At 69.0% G+C, this 23077-nt stretch carries 18 protein-coding genes and 2 pseudogenes; 10 read left to right on the forward strand and 10 right to left on the reverse strand.

The genetic code is table 11. The features are described from left to right. Positions 1-317, forward strand: a pseudogene (locus tag AB0L60_RS26360) (acetyl-coenzyme A synthetase); the annotation flags it as partial. A 129-nt stretch (positions 318-446) separates the two neighbouring features. On the opposite strand, the pseudogene AB0L60_RS26365 reads toward AB0L60_RS26360, so the two are convergent. The 5 genes and pseudogenes from AB0L60_RS26365 to AB0L60_RS26385 form a co-directional block, all read right to left on the reverse strand. Continuing rightward, a pseudogene (locus tag AB0L60_RS26365) lies at positions 447-550 on the reverse strand (IS30 family transposase); the annotation flags it as partial. 151 nt (positions 551-701) lie between these two features. Continuing rightward, a complete protein-coding gene (gene speD, locus AB0L60_RS26370) occupies positions 702-1916 on the reverse strand; it encodes an adenosylmethionine decarboxylase (RefSeq protein ID WP_354837098.1) in 1215 nt (404 codons plus the stop codon). A 12-nt stretch (positions 1917-1928) separates the two neighbouring features. Beyond that, positions 1929-3029: a type III PLP-dependent enzyme gene (locus AB0L60_RS26375; RefSeq protein WP_364619165.1), complete on the reverse strand. Its 1101-nt coding sequence runs from the start codon at positions 3027-3029 to the stop codon at positions 1929-1931. Positions 3030-3257: 228 nt separating this feature from the next. After that, the gene (locus AB0L60_RS26380; protein WP_364618699.1) at positions 3258-5768 is read right to left on the reverse strand and encodes a DUF3516 domain-containing protein; all 2511 of its coding nucleotides are present in this window, start codon (positions 5766-5768) and stop codon (positions 3258-3260) included. A gap of 46 nt (positions 5769-5814) precedes the next feature. Then, entirely contained in the window at positions 5815-6768 is a 954-nt protein-coding gene (locus tag AB0L60_RS26385; RefSeq protein WP_364618702.1) for a PAC2 family protein, read from the reverse strand. 204 nt (positions 6769-6972) lie between these two features. Here AB0L60_RS26385 and AB0L60_RS26390 point away from each other — a divergent pair, with 204 nt between their 5' ends. Beyond that, a complete protein-coding gene (locus AB0L60_RS26390) occupies positions 6973-7680 on the forward strand; it encodes a sensor domain-containing protein (RefSeq protein WP_364618705.1) in 708 nt (235 codons plus the stop codon). A 71-nt stretch (positions 7681-7751) separates the two neighbouring features. Here AB0L60_RS26390 and AB0L60_RS26395 read toward each other — a convergent pair whose 3' ends face one another. Together AB0L60_RS26395 and AB0L60_RS26400 are read right to left on the reverse strand one after the other, a co-directional pair. Further along, positions 7752-8303 (reverse strand): hypothetical protein, encoded by a 552-nt coding sequence (locus tag AB0L60_RS26395; protein ID WP_364618708.1) that lies wholly within the window; start codon positions 8301-8303, stop codon positions 7752-7754. A 123-nt stretch (positions 8304-8426) separates the two neighbouring features. Continuing rightward, a complete protein-coding gene (locus tag AB0L60_RS26400; protein WP_364618710.1) occupies positions 8427-9377 on the reverse strand; it encodes a WYL domain-containing protein in 951 nt (316 codons plus the stop codon). 97 nt (positions 9378-9474) lie between these two features. On the opposite strand from AB0L60_RS26400, the gene AB0L60_RS26405 reads away from it, so the two are divergent. Together AB0L60_RS26405 and AB0L60_RS26410 are read left to right on the forward strand one after the other, a co-directional pair. Beyond that, positions 9475-9879 carry a VOC family protein gene (locus AB0L60_RS26405; protein ID WP_364618713.1) on the forward strand — a complete coding sequence of 135 codons (405 nt, stop codon included), beginning with the start codon at positions 9475-9477 and terminating at the stop codon, positions 9877-9879. A gap of 312 nt (positions 9880-10191) precedes the next feature. Continuing rightward, the gene (locus tag AB0L60_RS26410; protein WP_364618716.1) at positions 10192-11391 is read left to right on the forward strand and encodes a DUF4192 domain-containing protein; all 1200 of its coding nucleotides are present in this window, start codon (positions 10192-10194) and stop codon (positions 11389-11391) included. 22 nt (positions 11392-11413) lie between these two features. Here the strand turns inward: AB0L60_RS26410 and galE are convergent, their stop codons facing one another. Both galE and AB0L60_RS26420 read right to left on the reverse strand, forming a co-directional pair. After that, positions 11414-12394, reverse strand: coding sequence for a UDP-glucose 4-epimerase GalE (gene galE, locus AB0L60_RS26415; RefSeq protein ID WP_364618719.1), 981 nt, complete (start codon positions 12392-12394; stop codon positions 11414-11416). A gap of 3 nt (positions 12395-12397) precedes the next feature. Beyond that, complete coding sequence (locus tag AB0L60_RS26420) at positions 12398-13084, reverse strand: iron dependent repressor, metal binding and dimerization domain protein (protein ID WP_364618722.1); 687 nt, start codon at positions 13082-13084, stop codon at positions 12398-12400. A 219-nt stretch (positions 13085-13303) separates the two neighbouring features. Here AB0L60_RS26420 and AB0L60_RS26425 point away from each other — a divergent pair, with 219 nt between their 5' ends. The 5 genes from AB0L60_RS26425 to AB0L60_RS26445 all read left to right on the forward strand — a co-directional run bounded on the left by AB0L60_RS26425 (position 13304) and on the right by AB0L60_RS26445 (position 21108). After that, positions 13304-14578 (forward strand): acetoin utilization protein AcuC, encoded by a 1275-nt coding sequence (locus AB0L60_RS26425; RefSeq protein ID WP_364618725.1) that lies wholly within the window; start codon positions 13304-13306, stop codon positions 14576-14578. Between the two features lie 28 nt (positions 14579-14606). Continuing rightward, the gene (locus tag AB0L60_RS26430; protein ID WP_364619168.1) at positions 14607-17273 is read left to right on the forward strand and encodes a GNAT family N-acetyltransferase; all 2667 of its coding nucleotides are present in this window, start codon (positions 14607-14609) and stop codon (positions 17271-17273) included. A 77-nt stretch (positions 17274-17350) separates the two neighbouring features. Continuing rightward, on the forward strand, positions 17351-20113 hold the full coding sequence (gene ppc / locus AB0L60_RS26435; protein ID WP_364618728.1) for a phosphoenolpyruvate carboxylase: 2763 nt from the start codon (positions 17351-17353) through the stop codon (positions 20111-20113). Between the two features lie 171 nt (positions 20114-20284). Then, a complete protein-coding gene (locus tag AB0L60_RS26440; protein WP_364618731.1) occupies positions 20285-20641 on the forward strand; it encodes a metalloregulator ArsR/SmtB family transcription factor in 357 nt (118 codons plus the stop codon). Next, positions 20641-21108 carry an SRPBCC domain-containing protein gene (locus tag AB0L60_RS26445; RefSeq protein WP_364618734.1) on the forward strand — a complete coding sequence of 156 codons (468 nt, stop codon included), beginning with the start codon at positions 20641-20643 and terminating at the stop codon, positions 21106-21108. The genes AB0L60_RS26440 and AB0L60_RS26445 overlap by 1 nt, the downstream gene beginning before the upstream one ends. 26 nt (positions 21109-21134) lie before the next feature. Here the strand turns inward: AB0L60_RS26445 and AB0L60_RS26450 are convergent, their stop codons facing one another. Then, the gene (locus AB0L60_RS26450) at positions 21135-21986 is read right to left on the reverse strand and encodes an SDR family NAD(P)-dependent oxidoreductase (protein WP_364618737.1); all 852 of its coding nucleotides are present in this window, start codon (positions 21984-21986) and stop codon (positions 21135-21137) included. Positions 21987-22072: 86 nt separating this feature from the next. On the opposite strand from AB0L60_RS26450, the gene AB0L60_RS26455 reads away from it, so the two are divergent. Continuing rightward, a complete protein-coding gene (locus tag AB0L60_RS26455) occupies positions 22073-22885 on the forward strand; it encodes a helix-turn-helix domain-containing protein (RefSeq protein WP_364618740.1) in 813 nt (270 codons plus the stop codon). The last annotated feature ends 192 nt before the right edge of the window (positions 22886-23077 follow it).

Consider the following 23077-nt stretch of genomic DNA (forward strand, 5'->3'; position numbering starts at 1 on the left):
GCGTCGCGGAGGCAGCCGTCGTCGGCGCCTCCGACGAGACCACCGGCCAAGGCATCGTGGCATTCGTGATCCTCACCGCCGAAGCCACCGACACCGGTGCCGATCTGATCACCGAACTCAAGGCCGAGGTCTCCCGCGAGATCTCCCCCATCGCCCGCCCGCGCGAGATCCACGTCGTGCCCGAACTGCCCAAAACACGCTCGGGCAAGATCATGCGCCGCCTGCTACGCGACGTGGCCGAGGGCCGCGAACTGGGCGACACCTCAACCCTGGTGGACCCCAACGTGTTCGAATCCATCCGCGCCGGCAAGGCGTAAACGGACACACCCCCGAAGCGGCCCCCTGATCGGCGATCGCGGATTACAGGGGTCGTCGCAACACCGCTGCTGGTTGGTGGTGGACAAGAGCATAGCGAGGCGCTCGGCTGGGGTATCCCAGCCGAGCGTTTTGCGTGGTCGGTCGCTGAGTCGCTGGGCGACGCATTCGAATCTTCGTGGCTGTGGACGACGAGATCTGTGCCCTTCGGAAAGTACTGGCGCAGAAGGCCGTTCTCGCAGCCCCGGTCCCAGGTCAGCGAGCCGCGCAGGTGAGCGGGCTCCGAAAACGACACGGTCGCCGCAACCTCTCGAATCGAGAGTGTTGCGACGACCGTGTGAACCCGCGACTCCCGTGCGGGGGCGCTTCGGGTGGAATTGATCGACTTAGACGCTCACGCCCACACGCAGCGCGTGCGGCTCGATCGCGCCGCGGACCAGGGCCTGCGCGTCGATGGTCTCGGCCCGGTAGGGCAGGGTCGCCAGGGTGGCGGTCATCTTGGCCACCGGATCCGCGATCGCCTTCGGGGTGCCGAAGATGAAGGTCCACTCGTGCTCGTCGCTGACGTAGGGCACGACGGTCTCGAACAGGTTGTGGAACCGGGTCCACGAGCGCTTCAGGGTCTCGTTGCGCCACATGGTCTGACAGCCGGCCTGCGCGGCGAGCACGCCGCCCTCGGCCAGCAGCGCCTTACAGCGGTTGAGGAAGTCGTCCTCGTAGAGGCGGTTGTGCTGCGCGTCCTCGACCCGCTCGTCCGGCAGGTCGATGCAGATCATGTCGTAGCGCACGCCCGCGGCCTCGGCCTTGGCCAGGAAGTCCCAGCCGTCGGCGTAGTGCATCTTGATCGGGCCGGTCTGCGCGACCGCCTCGGCCAGATCGGCCTGGCTGTAGCCGTAGGGGAGGTGCTCGGCGCACAGCTCCACCTCCAGCTGGTCGATGTCGACGTGGTCGACGAGCGAGGCGCCCGCGGCCACCGACATCTGCGAAGCGACACCCTCACCGGAACCGATGATCAGCACCTTGTCCAGCTTCTCGGCCAGTGCGTAACCCGGGACCAGCATGGCCTCGTGGTAGGTGAGCTGCGAGAACTCGGTGGACTGGCGGTCGTCGTCGGAGAACAGGGAGATGCCCTGCTCGGTGCGCGCGATCACCATGTGCTGGAACGGGGTGTTGGTGTCCACGATGGTTTCCGTGGTGTTCCACACCCGGGTGAGGCCCTCGCCGACCGGCTCGTGGATCCGGCGGGCGGTGTGGCCGCGCTGGATGACCTCGATGTTGACCGAACCCGGAGACAGCTCCTGCTGTAGCAGTTCGACCGCCTTGGTGGCGCCGGAACCGATGCTGCCGCAAGTGAACACGTCGACGAAGATGTCGCCGGACTCAGGGTAGGTGTGGATCGAGGCATGCGACTCGGCCAGGAGGGCCAGGATGGTGACACCCTGCGGCTCGAACTTCTTACTCACGACATCGCAGATGGTCACCCCCGCGGCGACCAACGATTTTCGAAGCGCGGTTTCGAGTCGTTCGAGGTCGTCGCAGAGGCTGGCGTCGACACCACCGAACTCGGCCAGCACATGCCAGCCGGTGAATTCTGCCGTGATCATGGCTAAAACTCACTCTCGCTCAGCGCCAGTGACATGGACAGTCAAAGGCGGAAAACCGTTGAAGGACACCGACGAATAGCTCGCCGTATAGGCGCCGGTCTCGAGGATCCGAACGGGATCACCGGCTCGCAACGTGGTCGGAAGGAGGACACGCGTGCGTTGATAGAGTACATCGTCGCCATCACACGTAGGACCAGCCACCACAGCCTGGTCCTTCGGATCCGCGTCCCGATCGGTTTGGAATCGGTAGGCGATGTACTCGTTCTCGGTCTCGGCCATGCCGTTGTAGCGGCCGATGTCGAGGTATACCCAGCGCCGCCCGTCCGGCGCTACGCGAACATTCACCACTTCGGCGTGGATCACGCCGGTGTTGCCCACCAGGGCGCGACCGGGTTCCACGACGAGTTCGGTGTGTTCCGGGAGAAAGCGGCTCGCCGCCTCGGCGATGGCCGCGCCCAGCTCCGCGAGTCCGGGAGCCGGATCGGCGTACGAAATCGGAAGTCCCCCACCGATATTCACCGCCGTGACTGGAATGTCCTTGACCGCCAACGCTTCCGCGATGGCGCCTGCCTGCTCGATCCCGATGCCCCAGGCCTTCGGGTCCAGCTGCTGCGAGCCGACGTGGAAATAGGGGCCGACCACGGTCAGGCCGAGATCGTGCGCCCGCACCAGCAGCCGCTTGGCCTCACCCGGCGCGCAGCCGAACTTGGTCCCGAACGGCGTCTGCGACTGCGGAGCCGACGATAGGAACCGGCACTCGACCTCGGAACCCGGCGCGTGCTCGGCGATGCGTTCCAGGTCGTCCTCGGTGTCGAAGGCGTAGCGCCGCACGCCCGCCGCGTAGGCGGTGGCGATCTGGGCAGCCTTCTTGATCGGGTTGCCGTAGCACATGACGGCCGGATCGACACCTTGCGCCAGGCAGAGCTCGATCTCACCGACGCTGGCGACGTCGAACTCCGCGCCCTCGTCGTTCAGCAGCTGGATGATCTCCGGCACGGGACTCGCCTTGACGGCGAAGCGAATTCGTGCCGCGGGAAGTGCGGCGTGCAGTGCGCGGTAGTTCGCGCGGACCTTGTCGAGGTCGATGACCAGACAGGGTGACTCGGGCAGGTTTCGACCGGGCAATCTAAGGGAACTCTTTTCTGTCGGCCGCAACGGCAGGGACTCAGGCAACCTGCGAGACGATACACGCGTTGGGCCTCGAAAAACGAACCGGTGGACGATCGATTACGTCACTCTAACGCCGGGATTCGTCCGGCTGCCCCGCGCGACGTCTTACGGGAGTGTGACCTCGGACCGCCGGGCGCGGCCCGCCGCTCCTCCCGTGGTCACCGAAAGTCAGCCCGCGGTGACCGAAAGGTCGTCGAACACCACTTCACCCGCGGCATCGGACTCGGCCAGATCCACGATGGCGTCGATGGACCAGCCGTGGTCGCCGTTGGGGTCGTCGAGCACCTGCCGGACATCCCAGAATCCCGGCCGCTGCTCGACCCGGAACAGCTGTGGTCCACGGGCGTTCGGACCGGTCCCGATGGTCTCGTATTCCTCGAAATAGGGGCCGAGTTCGGCCGCCCAGTCCAGTTCGTCGCCCAGCTCGGCCAGCGCGTCCCAGCGACGCAGCGCGGCCAGGTCCACCCGCCGGAACATGGCATTGCGCACCAGCACCCGGAACGCGCGCTCATTGGCGGTGATCGGCCGTACGGTCTCGGCCCCGAACGCCACCTGCTGATCGTCGGACTCCGCACCGGGATTGGTGAGCTGCTCCCACTCGTCGAGCAGGCTGGAGTCGACCTGCCGGATGAGTTCGCCGAGCCATTCGGTGATGTCGTCGAGTTCCTCGGTGCGTGCCTGCTCGGGCACGGTCCGCCGGAGCGCGCGATACGCGTCGGCCAGATACCGCAGCACCACGCCCTCGGAGCGGGCCAGCTCGTAGCCCGACACCAGTTCGGCGAAGGTCATGGACCGCTCGACCATCTCGCGCACCACGGATTTGGGGGAGGGCTCGAACTCCGACACCCAGGGGTGACCGGCCTTGTAGGTCTCGAACGCGGGCTCGATGAGTTCGGCGGCCAGGGGCTTGGGCCAGGTGACCTCTTCGAGGAGTTCCATGCGCTCCTCGTACTCGATCCCGTCGGCCTTCATCTCCGCGACCGCCTCGCCGCGCGCCCGGTGCTGCTGGGCCATGAGCAGCTGGCGCGGATCCTCGAGGGTGGACTCGATCAGTGAGATCACATCGAGGGTGTAGGTCGGCGACTCCTTGTCGAGCAGTTCCAGTGCCGCCAGCGCGAACGGCGAGAGCGGCTGGTCGAGCGCGAAATCGCGCTGCAGGTCGACCATGAGCCGGGCATGGCGTCCGTACCGGTCGGGTTCGTCGAGCTGCTGGACCACGCCCGCGTCTCGCAGCGCCCGGTACAGCCGGATCGCCTTGAGGATGTGCTTGCGCTGCGCGGCCCGCGGCTCATGGTTCTCCTCCAGCAGGTGTCGCATGGCGTAGAAGCAATTGCCTTTGCGCGCAATCACATTCAGCAGCATGGAGTTGGTCACGTTGAACCGCGACACCATGGGCTCGGGCGAGGCCGCCACCAGCCGGTCGAAGGTATCCTCCGACCAGGACACGAAACCCTCGGGCGGCTTCTTCTTCTGGACCTTCTTCAGCTTCTTGGGGTCGTCGCCCGCCTTGGCGATGAGTCGGGCGTTCTCCACCTCGTGCTCGGGAGCCTGCACGACGACCGTTCCCAGGGTGTCGTAGCCCGCGCGCCCCGCCCGGCCCGCGATCTGATGGAACTCGCGGGCATTGAGCCGGCGCGTGCGCACGCCGTCGAACTTGGTGAGTCCGGTCAGCATCACGGTGCGGATCGGCACGTTGATGCCGACACCGAGGGTGTCGGTACCGCACACCACTTTCAGCAACCCGTCCTGGGCGAGCTTCTCGACCAGTCGGCGGTACTTGGGCAGCATGCCCGCGTGGTGCACGCCGATGCCGTGGCGGATGAACCGCGACAGCGTCTTGCCGAAGCCGGTGGCGAAGCGGAACTCGCCGATGGCCGCGGCGATGGCCTCCTTCTCGGCCTTGGACGAGACATTGACGCTCATCAGCGCCTGCGCCCGCTCCATGGCGGCGGCCTGGGTGAAGTGCACGACGTACACCGGCGCGAGGCTGGTGGTCACCAGATCCTCGAGCGTTTCGGTGATGGGTGTGCGCACATACGAAAAGCTCAGCGGCACCGGCCGTTCCGAACCGGACACCACGGCGGTCTCGCGGCCGGTGCGCCGGGTCAGATCCTCGGCGAAGAAGTCGACCTCGCCGAGGGTGGCCGACATGAGCAGGAACTGCGCGCCGGGCAGTTCGATCAGCGGCACCTGCCACGCCCAGCCGCGATCGGGGTCGGCGTAGTAGTGGAACTCGTCCATGATCACCTGGCCGATATCGGCGGAAGCGCCCTCGCGCAGCGCCAGATTCGCCAGGATCTCCGCGGTGGCGCAGATGATGGGCGCCTCCGGGTTCACCGCGGCGTCGCCGGTCACCATGCCCACCCGGTCGGCCCCGAAGACGTCGCACAGCGCGAAGAACTTCTCGCTCACCAGCGCCTTGATCGGCGCGGTGTAGTAGCTGCGCTGGCCCCGGTTGAGCGCGGCGAAGTGCGCGCCCAACGCGACCAGCGACTTCCCGGACCCGGTCGGGGTGTTCAGGATGACGTTCGACCCGGTGACCAGTTCCAGCAGCGCTTCTTCCTGCGCCGGATACAGATTCAGGCCGGCCGAGCTCGCCCAGTCGGCGAAGGTCTCGTACAACCAGTCCGGGTCCACATCGGATACGGCACGGTCGGGAACCAATTCGGACAGCTGCACGCCGCCCAACGTTACCGGTCGCCCCCGCGGCCGCCGGTGGCGACCACTACCGCAGCGGCGGGTTCTCCGGTCCTTCGCCGTCGGCGTAGCCGGCCTGCTCGGCCAGGAAGCGCTCGAACTCCGCTCCCAGCTCGTCACCGGTGGGCAGGTCGTTCTCGCTGGCCAGCAGGCTGGACTGGCGTTCCTGGGCGGTGACGAAGCTGTCGTACTGGCGTTCCAGCGCCGCCACCACGGTCTCCACCTCGGAGTTGCCGGCGATCTGCTCGTTGACCTGTTCGCGCACCCGCGCGGCGGCATCGGTGAGCGCGGCCAGCGGTAGTTCGAGGCCCGCGTTCTCGGCGACGTTCTCCAGCAGCGTCTGCGCGGCCTCCGGGTAGGCGGTCTGGGTCAGGTAGTGCGGCACATGGACCGAGAAACCGACCGACTCGTGCCCGTGCTGGGCCATCCGGAACTCCAGCAGCGAGGACGCGCTGCCCGGCACCTGCAGCTCACCCGGCCAGCGCTGGTGATCGCCGATCAGATCGGAGTCGGAGGCGTGCGCGGTGACGCCGAGGGGACGGGTGTGCGGTATCGCCATGGGAATCGCGCTCAGACCGATGGTCCGGCGCACGCCCAGCTGCTCGGCGAGCAGGCGCACCGCGGTGACGAACCGCTCCCAGCGCAGGTCCGGTTCCAGCCCGGCCAGCAGCAGGAACGGCGTGCCGGCGGTGTCCTTGAGCGCCCACAGGCTCAGTTCCGGCTCGGTGTAGTCGGAGAAGTGGTCGGTCTTGAAGGTCATCAGCGGCCGCCGGGAGCGGTAGTCGAGCAGCTCGTCCATGTCGAACGAGGCGACCAGTTCGTGCTCGAGGCTTTCCTTCAGATGCGTGGTGGCGAGGCGTACCGCGTGCCCGGCATCGGTGAAACCCTCGAGACCGTGCACCAGCACCGGACCCGAGCCGTCAGCGGACGACAGCTGCGGAGCCGGGAACTCCAGCTCGTACATTCGCGACTCGTAGTCCATCGCGTACTCCTTCCTGCGTGGCCTACTTTCGCGACCAACCCACATTGTCCCTCATGCGCATGACAGGTGTGCACCACCCGCATTGGGTGTACAACACGCTGGGCCCGGACACGCATTCCCGGCCGCGTGCCGCGCGGCGCGGCATTCGGTGTTACGCGGCGTGGCATTCGGTGTGAACAGCCGATTTTCGGCATAGTGGGCGGAGTGATCGCGTCCTTCCGCACCCCCGCACGCAGCAGCCTCAGGACCGCGCGCACCGTGGGGATCGTGGCGCTGGGCGGGTTGCTCGCCGCCTGCGGTACCACGGTTTCCGGTCATCCGATCGCCGCCCGCAATCCGGTGCCGGCGGCCGGCTCCGACACCGGTCTGACCAAACTGCTGCCGGATCCCTCGCAATTCCCGTCGCGGTACCCCGCGATCGTGCTGCCCGCCGAGGCCGCGAGCCAGGCCGCCAACGATCTCGAGGGCTACCTGCCGGGGGCAGAAGTGGATCCGAACACCTGCGTACCGGCCACGCCCACCGCGGGCCCGGCCGTGGCGGTCGGCACCGACGACACCACCCGCGCCACCCTCACCGTGGCGCTCACCCGGTCGGGTCGACCGCTGTCGGCACTGCGAGATCAGTTGCAGCGCTGCGGAACCGTGCGACTCGGGCACTCCGGCGTCACCTCGGTGGTGACCACGCAGCTTGATCCGCCGCCGCCGATCGATGCCGACGACTCACTCGCGCTGCGCCGCACGGTCGGCACCGACAAGAGTGCGACGGGCCTCACCAGGACCATGCAGACGCTGGTGGGTCAGATCGGCGATGTGCGAATCGCCGTGACCTACATGACCTCCGGGTCCACCTCCGACAGCGAGGCCCTCGACGCCCTGTTCACCACCGCGATACGCAAGGTCCGCAAGGGCTGAGAACCCGAAGGCGAGCTGCGGAACCCGGGAAAGGGAGCCGACCCCTGCCTTGTTTCGGCTCCCGGGCCCGATCAGCAGATGGGAAGCGGGGTGGCCGACCCCGATGCGGAACCGCTGCCCGCCGAACCCGTTCCGGCCGAACCGCTTCCGCCCGAGCCGCTGCCCGCGGAACCGGAGCCCGCTGAACCGCTGCTCGACGAACCCGGGAAGAGCGAGGAGATCGACGGGCAGCCGCCGCCGCCCGCGCCCACGACGTAGAAGGTGGTCACGCTGGAGAACCCCTGGCGGACGCCGATGGTGTAGGTAGCGTCGGCGTCCGGGTGCCAGGGCATGTTCGCGACGGAGCCGGCCCAGGTGAGGGTCGGCGTGACAGTCCCGATGACCTTGCCGTTCACCAGGAAGTCGACCGGGGTCAGCTGGTCGTTGCCCGTCAGCCGGGCCTGGATGGTGCAACCGTCGGCGACAGAGCACGACTTGCCGCTGGCGAGGCCGACGACGCTGACATTGTCGATGGACGCGTCGGCCGGGCCGGCCAGCATCGAGCCGGCGACGACGGCGAGCGCGACAACCGCGCCCGCACCGGCGGCGGGTCGTCGGAGGTCTCGGTGGAGCTTATTTCTCATCAGGAGGATCCTTTCGGCGCGTTGAAGGGTCGCGCCGAGCGGACTGTAACAGTCGCGAACCTCAAATATCGTGAAATCGATTCTGCTGCAATATGATTCGGTTATCGCATGATCGGCCGTCGCTTACCGTCCGGTAGTCCGGTAGCGCTGCACCAGCTCGGCTCCCAGCCGGGCGAGTTCGGCGCGCACCGACTCCGGCTCGACCACCTCGAGGGCCGCGCCCCAGCCCGCCAGCTGCTGGGCGATCATGAGCGGCGTCGGCGCGGTGATCCGGGCCCGGACCCGCCCGTCGCCGGTCGTGCCGTCCAGGACGCAGTGCCGCCCTTGCTGTTTGCGCAGCACCGGCGCGAGCTCGGCTTGGATCAGTACGGTGGCCGAGAGGGCGGAGCGCTGGCGTTCGACCTCCTCGACCACCTCCGACCAGGCCGTCGACAGGTCGAAATCCTCCGGCCGGCCGGCGATCTCGTCGGTGATCGCCAGAGTGGCGATCCGGTCCACGCGGAAGGTCCGCTGCCCGTGCTCGGTTCCGGCCACCAGGTACCAGTTGCCGTCCTTGTCGACCAGGCCCCACGGATCGACCGCCCGCTCGGTGCGCCGCCCGGCCCGGTCGTAGGCGAACCGGATCCGGCGGCGGCGCACCACCGCGCGCTGCAACTCGTCCACCAGCGCGGGCGGTCGCTGGTCCGATTCGCCCCAGCGGGCCGGGTCCACCACGATCGCGCCCGCCGCCGCCTCGGCCTCGGTACGGAAGGATTGCGGCAACGCGCGCAACAATTTCCGCAGGGCCGACTTGGTGGCGGGTGTGGCCGTCGCCACCGGGCCCAGCAGTAGGAACAGGGCCTGGGCCTCGGCGGCGGTGAGGCCGCTGAGATCCGTGCGCGCGCCGCCCACCAGGGCCCAGCCGCCGCCGCGTCCGGGCTGCGGGTAGATCGGAATCCCGGCCGTGGACAGGGCCTCCAGGTCCCGGCGCGCGGTGGCCACCGACACCTCGAGCTCGGCCGCGACCTCCGCCGCGGTCACCCGCCCCCGGGTCTGCAGGAACAGCAGGGTGGCCACCAGTCGATCCGCGCGCATATCCGGAATTCTGCTCGGTAAAGTGCTCATTCGGTGAGCAGTTTGAGCGCGATGATGGATTAAGACCGAGAACCACCCTCGACCCAGGAGAACGACCATGCTGCGTGGAATGGCCACCGTCAACTACTTCGCCGACGATCTGGAGGCGGCCAAGGACTGGTACAGCGAACTGCTCGGTGTCGCACCGTATTTCACCGTGCCGGGCGGGTACTACGAGTTCCGCATCGGTGATTACCAGGCCGAGCTCGGGATCATCAACAGGAAGTTCGCGCCCTCCCACCCGGATGTCCCGGGCGGCCAGATCGTGAACTGGCATGTCGACGATGTGGCGGCCACCTTCGGGCGGCTGCTCGGCATGGGGGCCACCGTCTACGAGCCGATCATCGAACGCGGCGAGGGGACCGGTTTCGTGACGGCCTCGGTGGTGGACCCGTTCGGCAATGTCCTGGGCATCATGTCCAATCCGCACTACCTGGAGATCCTGGGTGAGTCCTGGCCGTGATGAATTGTGCTCGGCATGGCGCGATACTCCTCCCGGCACTGTGTAGGACGCTCCTCCCGGCACTGCGCAGGACCAGTGCCGAGGCGGACTGTAACAGCGTGACCGCGCCCGCACGGTCAAAATGAAACGAATCCATTTCAAGTTCAGGTCCGGCGGTCCGGGCGCACGGTAGCAGCGGGCACCGACAGCTCGCGGCCGTACCCGCCCGGGGCTCGCCGAGTAGTCCACGGCGCGCCGAAACATCCACAGCCTCAGTGAAACCCGAGGTCGGCCGCCCGAGGACGGTCTGCGGCGCGGCGCACTCTCGACGGCATGAACGCATCCAGCGAGCCCACGCCACCCATCGAGCCCACCCCACCCGTCGAGCCCGAGCCACCCGATCGCCCCGAACCTGCCGCCGATCCTCCCTTCGAAGATCCCGGCGAGCCCGGGGCGCGGCTGCGGGCGCCCGGCGATCTGATCGCGGCCGTCCCGGCCATGCTCGGGTTCATGCCCGCACGGTCGCTGGTGGTGACGGTGCTGCGAGCGGATCAGGCGTCGCCGGATATCGCGGCGGTCGAGGTGGTGACCCGGATGGATCTGGACAACCCCGGGCGGAGTGCGATGGGGATGCTGGTCGATCGGGTCGCGGGCATCTGCGTACGGCACCGGGCCGTCGCGGCACTGGCCCTCGTCGTCGACGACCGGGCCACGGTGCCGACCCGCAAGCATCGGGGCGTGCGGGCGCGCAAGCACCACGATCTCGTTGCGGCGCTGGAACATCGGCTCGATGTCGACGCCGTGCCGCTGGCGGGGGCCTGGGCGGTGCAGGCCATCGGCGCCGAACTGCCGTGGTGGACGCTGTCCGGGCCGTGGTCGCGCGGACTGCAACCGGATCCGGCGGCCTCGATGGTGACGCTGCGGCATGTGCTGGAGGGCCGGCCGCTGCGCGGTTCCCGGCGGGAGCTGACCGATATCCTCGTCGTCGACCCGGTGGCACGCGACGCCACCGCCGCCGCCCTGGAGGTGGCCGTCGCCGCCGCGGCCCGGCGGCTGGCCCGGGTTGTGCAGGACGGCGATCCGCGCGTGCCGCTGCGGCTCGAGGTGTGCCGGGTGCTGCGCTACCTGGAACGCGTCGAGGCCGGTGCCCGGCTCACGCCGGCCGAGGTGGCGGATGTGGCCGTGGCCCTGCGGGATTCGGCGCTGCGCGACATCATGTTCGGGCTCGCCCCGGGCCCGCGCGCCGACGGCGCGGAGGCGTTGTGGCTGCAGCTGGCGCGGGCGCTGCCGGATCCGGATCGCGCCGAAGCGGCGGCACTGCTGGGCTATTGCGCCTACACACGCGGGGACGGCCCGCTCGCGGGCGTGGCGCTGGACGCCGCGCTGGCCGCCGATCCGAAGCACCGCATGGCGATGCTGCTGGACCTCGGCTTACAGACGGGTCTGCGACCGGAGCGGCTGGGTCGACTCGCGGACTCCGGCCGGGAGGCGGCGGCCGAACTCGGCATCCACCTCGGGCCGGAGCCGCGATGACAATACGGCCGACGCCGCGGACTCAGCGCGCGCTGTGCGCGCGGTCGCCCAGCGAGTGCAGGAAATCCCAGGCGTCGGAGACGATCTCGTCGAGATCGGTGTGTTCGGGTCGCCAGCCGAGTTCGGCGATGGCCTTGGCGCTGGAGGCGATCAGCACGGCGGGGTCACCGGCACGGCGCGGCGCGTCCACCGAATTGATCGGCAGGCCCGTCACCCGCGCGCACGCCGAAATGACCTCGCGCACCGAGAAACCGGTGCCGCTGCCCAGATTGAAGATGCGGTGCACGCCCGGCTGCGACTGCGCCAGCGCCCGCAGGTGTGCCTGTGCCAGATCGCGAATGTGGATGTAGTCGCGCACCGCGGTGCCGTCCGGCGTCGGGTAGTCGGTGCCGAACACCGAGATCGACTCACGATGACCCAGTGCGGTCTGCAACACCAGGGGGATGAGATGGGTTTCCACCACACGGTTCTCGCCGAGCCCGGCGTACGCGCCGGCCACATTGAAGTAGCGCAGGCTGGTCGCGGCCAGACCGTGCGCCGCCGCGTACGAAGTGATGGCGTAGTCGATGGACAGCTTCGACGCGCCGTAGGGGTTGGTCGGCTGCTTGGGCGCGTCCTCGACGATCGGCACCTGCTCCGGCTCGCCGTACACGGCCGCGGTGGAGGAGAACACCAGCCGCGGGGTGCCCGCATCGCGCATGGCCTCGAGCAGCGCGAGGGTCTTCACCACATTGCCGTGCCAGTACTTCTCCGGCGCCACCACCGATTCGCCGACCAGCGACTGCGCCGCGAAATGCAGCACGCCGTCGAAGGATTCGGCCGCGATGAGCTCGGCGCCCGCGGTGGCGATATCGCCCTCGACGAACTTGGCCCCGGCCGGGACGCCGTCGGCATTGCCGGTGGAGAGATCGTCGACGACCACGACCTCGTGGCCGTCCTCGAGCAGAACCTGCGCGCAGACGCCACCGACGTAGCCGGCGCCTCCGGTAACCAGAAGCTTCACGTATCAGACCAACTTCACTTGGACGGCGTGCGCCATCTCGTCGGACAGTTCGAATCCCTCATGGCCGGGCACCGAGATGATCACCGCACCCGGTTTGGTCTCCACGGTCACGCGGGCATCGGGCACCACGCCCGCCTCCCGGAGCTGATTGATGGTCTCCGGATCGGTCTGGATGTGCTCCGAGAGCCGGCGCACCACCACGGCCTGCGCCTGCCCGGTCGGCAGATCGCTGAGCCGGACCAGCTTCTCGTCGGCGGAGGCATTGGCCTGCAGGCCCAGTTCGTCCAGACCCGGAATCGGATTGCCGTAGGGGGAGGTGGTGGGGTGGTTGAGCACCTCGACCAGGCGGCGCTCGACATCCTCGCTCATCACGTGCTCCCAGCGGCACGCCTCGGCGTGCACGTTCTCCCACTCCAGCCCGATGATGTCGACCAGCAATCGCTCGGCGAGCCGGTGCTTGCGCATCACGGCGACCGCCATGGCGCGGCCCTTCTCGGTCAGTTCGAGGTGGCGATCACCGGCGACGGTCAGCAGGCCGTCGCGCTCCATCCGCGCGACCGTCTGGCTCACCGTCGGGCCGCTCTGCTCGAGACGTTCGGCGATGCGCGCGCGCAGCGGCGTGACACCCTCCTCCTCGAGGTCGTAGATGGTACGGAGATACATCTCCGTGGTGTCGACCAGATCCTTCACCTGTTAAACCCCTTCGTCGGCACGAATTCTACCCATGCACGGCGGCTGCACCGGGCGACAGCTTATTTCGCGAACTCACTGTCAACACCCAGGACGGGCAGCGTGTTCCCTGCGGGTTCGCCGTGCACACACAGCGTCGGCGATACCCTGCCATCCCGGTACGACAGCATTGCGGTGTCCAAAGCCTACGAACTCGTGCGACGCATTAGCGTGGCAGGTATGCCTGGCCGAGCTTGTGGTGACGGAACCCCCATCGGCGATGGAACCGTCGCCGGCGATGGAACCGTCGTCTGGTCCGATCGGTTCCTCGATTACACCTGGACACCGGAGCATCCCATGCGGCCGGTGCGGCTGCAGTTCACCATGGCGCTCGCCGAGGGGCTGGGACTGCTCGACGGAGTGGAGCGGATCACCCCCGCGGCGGCCGCGGAATCGGAACTGCTGCGGGTGCACACCCACGATTACATCGAGGCGGTCAAGCACGCTCAGCAACCGCCCGGACCCACTCCGACCGCACCGCCCTACGGACTCGGCTCGGCCGACAATCCGGTCTTCCCGCACATGCACGAGGCGGCGTCGGTGATCGTGGGCGGCACCCTGGCCGCGGCGCAGGAGATCGCGGCCGGGCGCACCCGGCGGGCGGTGAGCATCGGTGGTGGTATGCATCACGCCATGCCGGACTCGGCAGCGGGGTTCTGTGTGTACAACGATGTAGCGGTGGCGATTTCGTGGTTGCTGGACAACGGGTTCGACCGCATCGCCTATGTCGATGTGGATGTGCACCACGGTGACGGTGTGCAGCGGGTGTTCTACGGTGACCCGCGCGTGCTGACCATTTCGGTGCATCAGCACCCGGCGACGCTGTGGCCCAACACCGGATGGCCGGAGGAGACGGGCTCGGGCCCGGCCGAGGGGACAGCCATCAATCTGCCCATTATGCCCGGCACCCGGGACCCGTTGTGGCTGCGCGGTTTCCATGCCGTGGTGCCGGGCGCGCTGGCGGCGTTCCGGCCGCAGATCGTGATCAGCCAGTGCGGGGTCGACACCCATCGCGAAGATCCGCTGGCGGATCTGGAACTCACGGTGGACGGTCAGCGCGCGGCCTTCATCGCCATGCGCGATCTGGCCGACCGGTATGCCGAGGGCCGCTGGCTGGCGGTCGGCGGCGGCGGATACGGGCTGATCCGGGTGGTGCCCCGGGCCTGGACCCATCTGCTGGCAACGGCTCTGGACCGCACCATCGATCCCGCCACCCCGACGCCGCCGCAGTGGCGTGAGCAGGTGGGCGCCTACGCGCCCATGGTCGCCGTGCCCGAGAGCATGGGCGACGGCGCCGATATCGGCTTCGCGCGCTGGGACGGCCCCGGGGGCGGCCGCGACACCGGCGACGAGCGCGCCGACCGCGCCCGCCGGGCTCTCGACATATCCGTATTGGCTACGCGCCGGGCGAGTTTCGGCCTGCTCGGCCTGGATCCGGAGGATCCCCGTGACTGACTCCGCCGCCCCGCCCCTGCCCTCGGACCTGCCCGGCACACCCGTGAATCCGCCTCCGCCGCCGGAGCATTGGTTCGCCGACGTGCTGGCCTCCGACGGTGGCGTGGTGGGATTGCGGCCGATCACCCCCGACGACGCGGAGGCGCTGGAGCGTTTCCACGAGGGGTTGTCGGACCGCACCCGGTATCTGCGGTACTTCGGACCGTACCCGCGCATGACGCCGAAGGATCTGTACCGGACCACGCACGTCGACTATCGGGACCGGGTCGGGCTGGTGACCGAGCTCGGCGACGAGATCATCGCGGTGGGCCGCTACGAGTACCTGGCCGATCGGCCGGGACCCCGTGCGGCCGAGGTGGCGTTCGTGGTCGCCGACGGCCATCAGGGGCGTGGGCTGGGTTCGATTCTGCTCGAGCATCTGGCGGGTGCGGCGGCCGAGAACGATTTCGAGACCTTCGTGGCCGAGGTGCTGGCCGAGAACAATGCCATGGTTCAGGTGTTCCGGGACGCCGGATATCAGGTGCAGCGCAGCCGCGACGGGTCGGTGCTGCATCTGGAGTTCGCCATCGACCCCACCGAGGCGCTGCTGTCGGTGCGGGATTCGCGGGAGCGCGCCTCGGAGGCGCGCAGTGTCGGGAACCTGTTGTCGCCCAAGTCCATCGCGGTGATCGGGGCCACACCATCGACCAGCCGGGTGGGTGGCGCGGTGCTGGCCAACCTGCTGTCGGGGGCCTACCAGGGGCCGGTGTTCCCGGTGAACCGCAATCGCACGGCCGTGCGCGGGGTGCGGGCGTATCCGACGGTGCGCGATATTCCCGACGAGGTCGATCTGGCGGTGATCGCGGTGCCCGCCACCGAGATCGGGTCGGTGCTCGACGATTGTATGGCCAAGGGCGTCAAGGGTCTGGTGGTGCTGACCGCCGGATTCTCCGAGACCGGTCCGTACGGCTATCAGGCCGAGCGGGAGCTGGTCGACGCCGCGCGGGCGCACGGTATGCGGGTGGTGGGGCCGAGCGCGCTCGGTATCGCCAATACCGATCCGCGGATCGCCTTGAACGCCACCCTCGCACCGGTGCTGCCCGGGCGCGGGCGCATCGGATTCTTCTGTCAGTCCGGACCGTTGGGCGCGGCCATTCTCGGTGAGGCGGCGGCGCGGCAGCTGGGACTGTCCACCTTCGTCTCCGCCGGCAACCGCGCCGACGTCTCCGGCAACGATCTGCTCCAGTACTGGGACAGCGATCCGGACACCGATGTGGTGCTGCTGTACCTGGAGACCTTCGGCAATCCGCGCAAGTTCTCCCGCATCGCGCGGCGGGTCGCACACACCAAACCCATTGTGGCCGTGAACAGCGGCCGCAATGCCGCGCGGGTGGAGGGGGACCGGGACCTGGACCGGTCGCTGGTGCGCAATCTGTTCGCGCAGGCCGGGATCATCCAGGTCGATTCCATCACCGAGCTTTTCGACTGCGCCATGCTGCTGGCCTATCAGCCGCTGCCTGCCGGGCCGCGCCTGGCGGTGATCGGCAACAGCGCCGCGCTGAGCTGGCTGGCAGTCGACGCGGCGCGCGGGGAGGGACTCGAGGTCGATGAGCCCACCGACCTCGGGCCGCAGGCGAGTCCGGCGGACTACCTGACCGCCGTCGCCGCGGCGGTCACCGACCGGGCCGTGGACGCGGTCATCGTCATCTATTCGCCGCCGGTGCCGGCGGCGGTCGCCTCCTTTGCCGAGGCCATTCGCTCCGGCGCCCAATCCGATCCGGCCACACCGGTTCTCACCACCTTCGTCGCCGATCAGGGCATGCCCAACCTGCTCGCCACGCGCGGGCCGGGCGGAATTCTCGAGCGCGGTTCGATTCCCTCCTACGGGGATCCGGAACGGGCCGCGCGGGCGCTGGCCCGCGCGCGCCGCTACGCCGACTGGCGTACCCGACCGCTGTCGCCGGTGGTCCGTCCGGGCGGCGTCGACACCGCGCGGGCACGGGAACTGATCGCGGAGTGGATGAACGTGGACTCGGCGCACTGGCTAACCGACCTGCAGGCCGCGGAACTGCTGGGCTGCTATGGAATTCGCGTGGTGGAGTTCCGCGAGGTGCTCGACGCCGACGCCGCGGTGGATGCTGCCGAGGAGCTGGGTTTTCCGGTGGCGGCCAAGGCGACCGGCGAAATGTGGCGCAATCGGCCGGATCTCACCGGGGTGCGGCTGGATCTGTGGCGCCCGGACGCGGTGCGGCGTGCGTTCACCGACCTGAGCGAGATCTCGGGCAATCCGGTGCACATTCAGCGCATGGCGACCAAGGGCGTGGGCTGCACCTTCCGGGTGCAGGACGACCCTTCGTTCGGTTCGGTCATCAGTTTCGGGCTCTCGGGCACCATCATCGATCTGCTCGGCGACCGTGTCTACCGGGCGCTGCCGCTGACCGAGGCGGAGTCGGCCGAACTCATCGACGCGCCCCGCGCCGCCCCGCTGCTGTCGGGCACCGTGGGCGGCCGCGATATCGGCAAACCGGTGGACAAGGGCGCGCTGGCCGAACTGGCGCAACGGATTTCGGCGCTGTGCGACGACCTGCCGGAGGTGCGGGAGCTGCAGTGCGAACCGGTACTGGCCTCACCGGAGGGCGCGGCCGTGCTGTACGGACGGGTGCGGATCGGGCCGGAACCCAACAGGTTCGACATCGGTCCGCGCCGGATGGGTTGAGCAGCCGCCCCGACCCGACTACGACAAGGACGAGCGGCCCGGGACGCCAGAACCAGTGCTTCGGAGAGGTGAACGTAGTGCAGGCAAACCAGATCGAGACAGCGACCGCGCCACTGCGCGACGACATCCGGTTCCTCGGCGGGATCCTCGGTGACACCATTCGCGACCACGAGGGTGCGGAGATCTTCGACCTGATCGAGCGGGTCCGGGTGGAGGCCTTCCGGATTCGCCGCTCCGAGGTGGAGCGCAGCGCGGTGGCCGACATGCTGCGCGATGTCGACATCCGCACCGCCATCCCAGTGATCCGCGCCTTCAGCCACTTCCTGCTGCTGGCCAATCTGGCCGAGGACCTGCAGCGCGATCGGCGGCGTGCGGTGCACGAGGCGGCGGGGGAACCGCCCCAGGATTCCAGCCTGGCCGCCACCTACCGCAAGCTCGACGCCACCGGACCGGACGGGGACGTGGTGGCCGACCTGCTCGCCGACGCCCTGGTGTCACCGGTCATCACCGCACATCCGACCGAGACCCGGCGCCGCACCATCTTCGACGTGCAGGCCCGGATCACCGAGCTCATGCGGCAGCGGCAGCGCTACAACAAATACGAGCCGGAGTTCGCCGAGCTCGAGGTCGACATCCGCCGGCAGGTGCTGCAGCTGTGGCGGGCGGCGCTGATCCGGCTGGCGCGCCTGCGGATTCAGGACGAGATCGAGGTCGGGCTGCGCTACTACGACCTGACGCTGTTCGATGTCATCCCCCGCATCAACGATCAGGTGCGGGCCGCGCTGCGATCGCGGTGGCCCGGACACGAACTGCTGGCGCGCCCGATCCTGCGGCCCGGCTCGTGGATCGGCGGCGACCGGGACGGCAATCCCTTCGTCACCGCCGACGTGGTGCACCGGGCCACCCACCGCGCGGGTGCGGTCGCCTTCGACCGGTACCTGAAATCGCTACTGGAACTGGAGAAGACGCTGTCGCAGTCGGCGCGACTGGTGCCGGTGACCCCGGAGCTGTCGGCTCTCGCCGATGCCGGATTCGACGATTCACCGCAGCGCGCCGACGAGCCGTACCGCCGTGCCGTGCGCGGTATCCGTGCGCGGCTGAGCGCCACCGCGTGCCGGGCGCTGGGGGAGATCCCCACGGACGGCATCGATGTCGGCGCGCAACCGTACGCGGGGCCCGCGGAGCTGCTGGCCGATCTGGGCGTGGTCGACGCGTCCATGCGCGCATCCGGTGATGGGCTGCTGGCCGATGACCAGCTGGCCACGCTCCGGGCCGCGGTGCAGACGTTCGGGTTTCATCTGCAGGGCCTGGACATGCGCCAGAATTCCGAAACCCACGAGCAGGTCGTGGCCGAGCTGTTCGCCTGGGCCGGAGTGCATTCCGACTACGCCTCCCTCGACGAGGCGCGGCGGGTCGAGCTGCTGTCCGCCGAATTGACCACGCGCCGGCCGCTGGTCGGACCGAACGCGGCGCTGAGCGAGCTCGCCGCCAAGGAACTCGGAGTGGTGCGCGCCGCCAAGACCGCGCTCGACGATCTGGGCCCGGACACCGTGCCCAACTACATCATCAGCATGTGCACCTCGGTGAGCGACATGCTCGAGGCCGCCCTGCTCCTGAAGGAGGCGGGCATTCTCGATCCGGGCGACGCGGGCACGCCGCCGTCCAGCCCGGTCGGGGTGGTGCCGCTGTTCGAGACCATCGACGACCTGCGCGACGGCGCCGAAATCCTCGGCGCCGCACTGGAAGTGCCCGCCTATCAGCGCCTGGTGGCCGCGCGCGGCATGCAGCAGGAGGTCATGCTCGGCTACTCCGACTCCAACAAGGACGGCGGGTATCTGGCCGCCAACTGGGCGCTGTATCGCGCGGAGCTGAACCTGGTGGAGGTGGCCCGTAAGACCGGAATCCGCCTGCGGCTCTTCCACGGTCGCGGCGGCACCGTCGGCCGCGGCGGCGGCCGCAGCTACGACGCCATCCTCGCCCAGCCCGCCGGTGCGGTGCGCGGTGCGCTGCGCCTGACCGAGCAGGGCGAGGTCATCTCCACCAAGTACGCCGATCCCGGCACCGCCTACCGCAATCTGGAGGCGCTCGTCGCGGGCACCCTGGAGTCCACCCTGCTCGATGTCGAGGGCCTGGGCGCGGATGCCGAACCGGCCTACGAAATGCTGGACGAGCTGGCCGAATCGGCCCGCGCGGCGTACTCGAAGCTGGTCCACGAGACCCCCGGCTTCGTCGACTACTTCCGGGCCTCCACCCCGATCGCGGAGGTCGCCGACCTGAACCTGGGCAGCCGCCCCGCCTCCCGCAAGCCCACCAGCTCCGTCTACGACCTGCGCGCCATCCCGTGGGTCATGGCCTGGAGCCAGTCCCGCGTCATGCTCCCCGGCTGGTACGGCACCGGCACCGCGTTCGAACAGTGGATCGGTGACGACCCGGCCCGCCTGGCCACCCTCTCCGACCTCTACCGCCGCTGGCCCTTCTTCCGCACCGTCCTGTCCAACCTGGCCCAGGTGATGGCCAAGGCGGATATGGACATCGCCGCCTCCTATGCCGGCCTGGTCCCCGATAAAGCCCTGCGCGACACCGTCTTCCACATGATCTGCGACGAGTTCACCCGTACCGCCCGCATGCACGCCGCCATCACCGGCACCGACGAACTCCTCGCCGACAACCCGGCCCTGGCCGAGTCCATCCACAACCGTTTCCCGTACCTCGAACCCCTCAACCAGCTCCAGGTCGAACTGCTACGCCGCCGCCGGGCCGGCGACACTTCCGAACTGGTCGAGCGCGGCATCCTGCTCACCATGAACGGCCTGGCCACCGCACTCCGCAACTCCGGGTAGCCGCACTCGGTCCTGACTTGGCTGCCCCGGAAAGCTGGGGCAGCCCAGATAAGTGGAACCTCGATATTTCACACTCTACGAACGTTGGTTTTCGTCGGTCATCTTTCGGCCAATCGGGTAGGAGAAATCCTACGGTTGACGGGTAGGTGGTTTCCTACCTATTGTGTGGTCATGCCGTACCGCTTGAAGTCCGGGACCGCAGACCGGGTGTTCGGGGCGCTGGCCAATCCCACCCGGCGCGACATTCTCGAGCTGCTGCTCGAGGGGGAGCAGTCGGTGCAGGTGATCGCGGAGCGCTTCGATATGGCGCGGCCCAGTGTGTCGGAGCATTTGAAGGTGCTGCGGGATGCGGGGCTGGTGACCGAGGACAAGCGCGGCAGGCAGCGGTTCTACCGGGTGGAACCCGAACCGTTGCACGACCTGCAGTCCTGGCTCGATCCGTTCGAACGGTTCTGGCGGGCCCGGCTGCGCGACCTGGGCGCCGTGCTGGATGCCATGCCCGACGATCCTGAGGAGAAGGACCGATGATGACCGACGACATCACCACGATCGAACTCGATCACTACTACCCGCATCCGCCGGAGAAGGTGTGGCGCGCGCTCACCACGCCGGAACTCATGGGGCAGTGGATGATGCGGCCCATCGGTTTCGAACCGGTGGTGGGCACGGTCTTCGAGATGAGGACCCAGCCCATGCCCGGTCAGAACTTCTCCGGCGAGATTCGCGGCGAGGTGCTGGAAGTCGTTGCGCCGCAGCTGCTCAGCGTCAGCTGGAACGACGCGAAGTCCGATCAGGACAATGGCTGGGTGATCAGCTGGACCCTGCGGCCGGAGGGACACGGCACCCGAATCCTGTTCAGCCACCGTGGTTTCGATCCGGAGGATCCGGTCATGCAGCGGGCGCGCAGCATCATGGGCGGCGGCTGGAAGGGCATGCTGGACCGGCTGGAGTCCGTCCTCGCGGACGCCGCGCCGGTCCAGCAGACCCCGGAGTAGGTCCGGGAACGGCCGGGGCGGGGACGTCAGGCCGTGAAGGCGTCGGTGTGGTCGCGCACCCAGTCGGCGTAGCCGCGCGGCGCGCGGCCGAGCACGCGCTCGACATCGCCGGTGATGATGGCGTTCGCGCCCGCGGCCACGTAGGCCTGACCGGCCAGCGCGCCGGCCGCGAACTCCTCGGACATGCCCGCCCCCAGCATGAACTCGCGTGCCGCGTCGTGCGGAATGTCGGTGACCTCGATCGGGCTGCCGAGCGCGGCGGCGAGGACGTCGGCCTGCTCGCGCGTGGTCAGCCAGGCCGGGCCGGTCAGCGTGAGCACCCGGCCCGAATGCGCGTCGGAGAGCAGAGCTTCCACCGCCACCGCCGCGACGTCACGCGGATCGACCACGCCCTGCGCGCCGGTCCCGGTCATATTCGGCACCGGCTGCCCCGCCTTGATCGCTGCGCTCCAGCTCAGGGTGTTCGACGCGAAACTACTGGGCCGCAGGATGGTCCACGCCACGCCGCTGTCCCGGACCGCCCGCTCGCCGGGCGCGTGCCAGGTACCTACCCGGCCCAGATCGGGGTCGCCGGTGCCGATGGCGGACAGCTTCACCAGGCGCTGGACGCCCGCGTCGCGGGCCGCCTCGATCAGCGCGCGATCCAGTTCGACATAGTCGGGTCCGAGCAGCCCGACCAGGAATGCGGCTTCGGCCCCGCTGAAGGCCGCGGCCATCGACGCGGTGTCGGCGTAGTCGCCGCGCACCACCTCGACGCCGTCGGGGACCTGGGCGCTCTCCGGATTCCGGGTCACCGCGCGCACTTTCACCCCGCGCGCCGCCAGCTGCCGGACGACCTCACTTCCGATGGTGCCCGTGGCACCGGTGATAACGATCATGGGAATCACCCTGCCGACCCACCCCCGTCCGGCTATAGGAAAAACCGGCACACCCGTGACCGCCGAAGCTGCCTAGAGTTGATCGGGTGACCACTGCGCAAACCCTGGCTCCCGTCGTGACCGCCGAGGACCTCGAACGCCGCCTGACCCCGCCTGCCGCGCTGCGTCCGTGGATCACCGAGATCGCCCGCATTCCGACCGTCCACCCCGGGTCCGCCGCCTTCACCCACATTCCCCAGGTGGTCACCTCGATCGTGCTGCGCACCGAGGAATCCGGCCGCCGGGACGCGTGGGTGCTGGGCCCGCGCACCCGCGCCACCTACTCCAGCCCGGACACGGCCGCGGGCTGCACCCGAATCCGCCTGGCTCCCGGTGCGTCCCAGTCCCTGCTGGGCATCGCGGCCGCCGAGCTGACCGACCGGATCGCCGTGCTGTCGGACCTGCCCGGCCCGGTCGCCGATCTGGCCGACCGGCTGCTCGAGCTCGATCCCGACGAGGTCGCCCCCTTCCTGGAAGCCGTGCTCCCGCACCGCCTCTCGGAGGATTCGGTCCGCCGCGACCACCGCCGGCTGCTCGATTCGGCGGTCGCCGCCATGGACACCGCCGGCCCGGTCACCGCATTGGCCGCGGACCTGGCCGTCTCCGAACGCCAGCTGCGCAATCTGTTCGCCGCCGGAATCGGCGTGTCGCCCAAGCACTATGCTCGCATCGCCCGGGTTCGTCAGGTCCTGGCCGCCGCGGGCAATACGCCGTGGTCACACGTGGCCACGGCCTCCGGCTACTACGACCAATCCCACATGACCGCCGACTTCCGCTCCCTCATGGGCGTTCCGCCCACCGCCTACTTCCGCGGCGACATTCCGGCCCCCAGCCCCTGCCAATCCCTGACCCGGCTCTGACCCTGGGCCGCAAGGGGTGCGGAAGCCGCTGCCCGGCAACCATATTCGCATCGGAGGACCCGGCGCATGGAAACGCCGGCCGACTCTGCGCGCCCGGAGGGGACGTTCGGGCAGCGGAATCGGCCGGCGGAATCGGGCCAGCGCCTCGAAAGTGGCCCGAGATCAGAGGGTGTGGAGCCGAGCAGGGGGACC

This window comes from Nocardia sp. NPDC051981 (genome assembly GCF_040680715.1).
In the GTDB taxonomy this organism is placed as follows: Bacteria; Actinomycetota; Actinomycetes; order Mycobacteriales; family Mycobacteriaceae; genus Nocardia.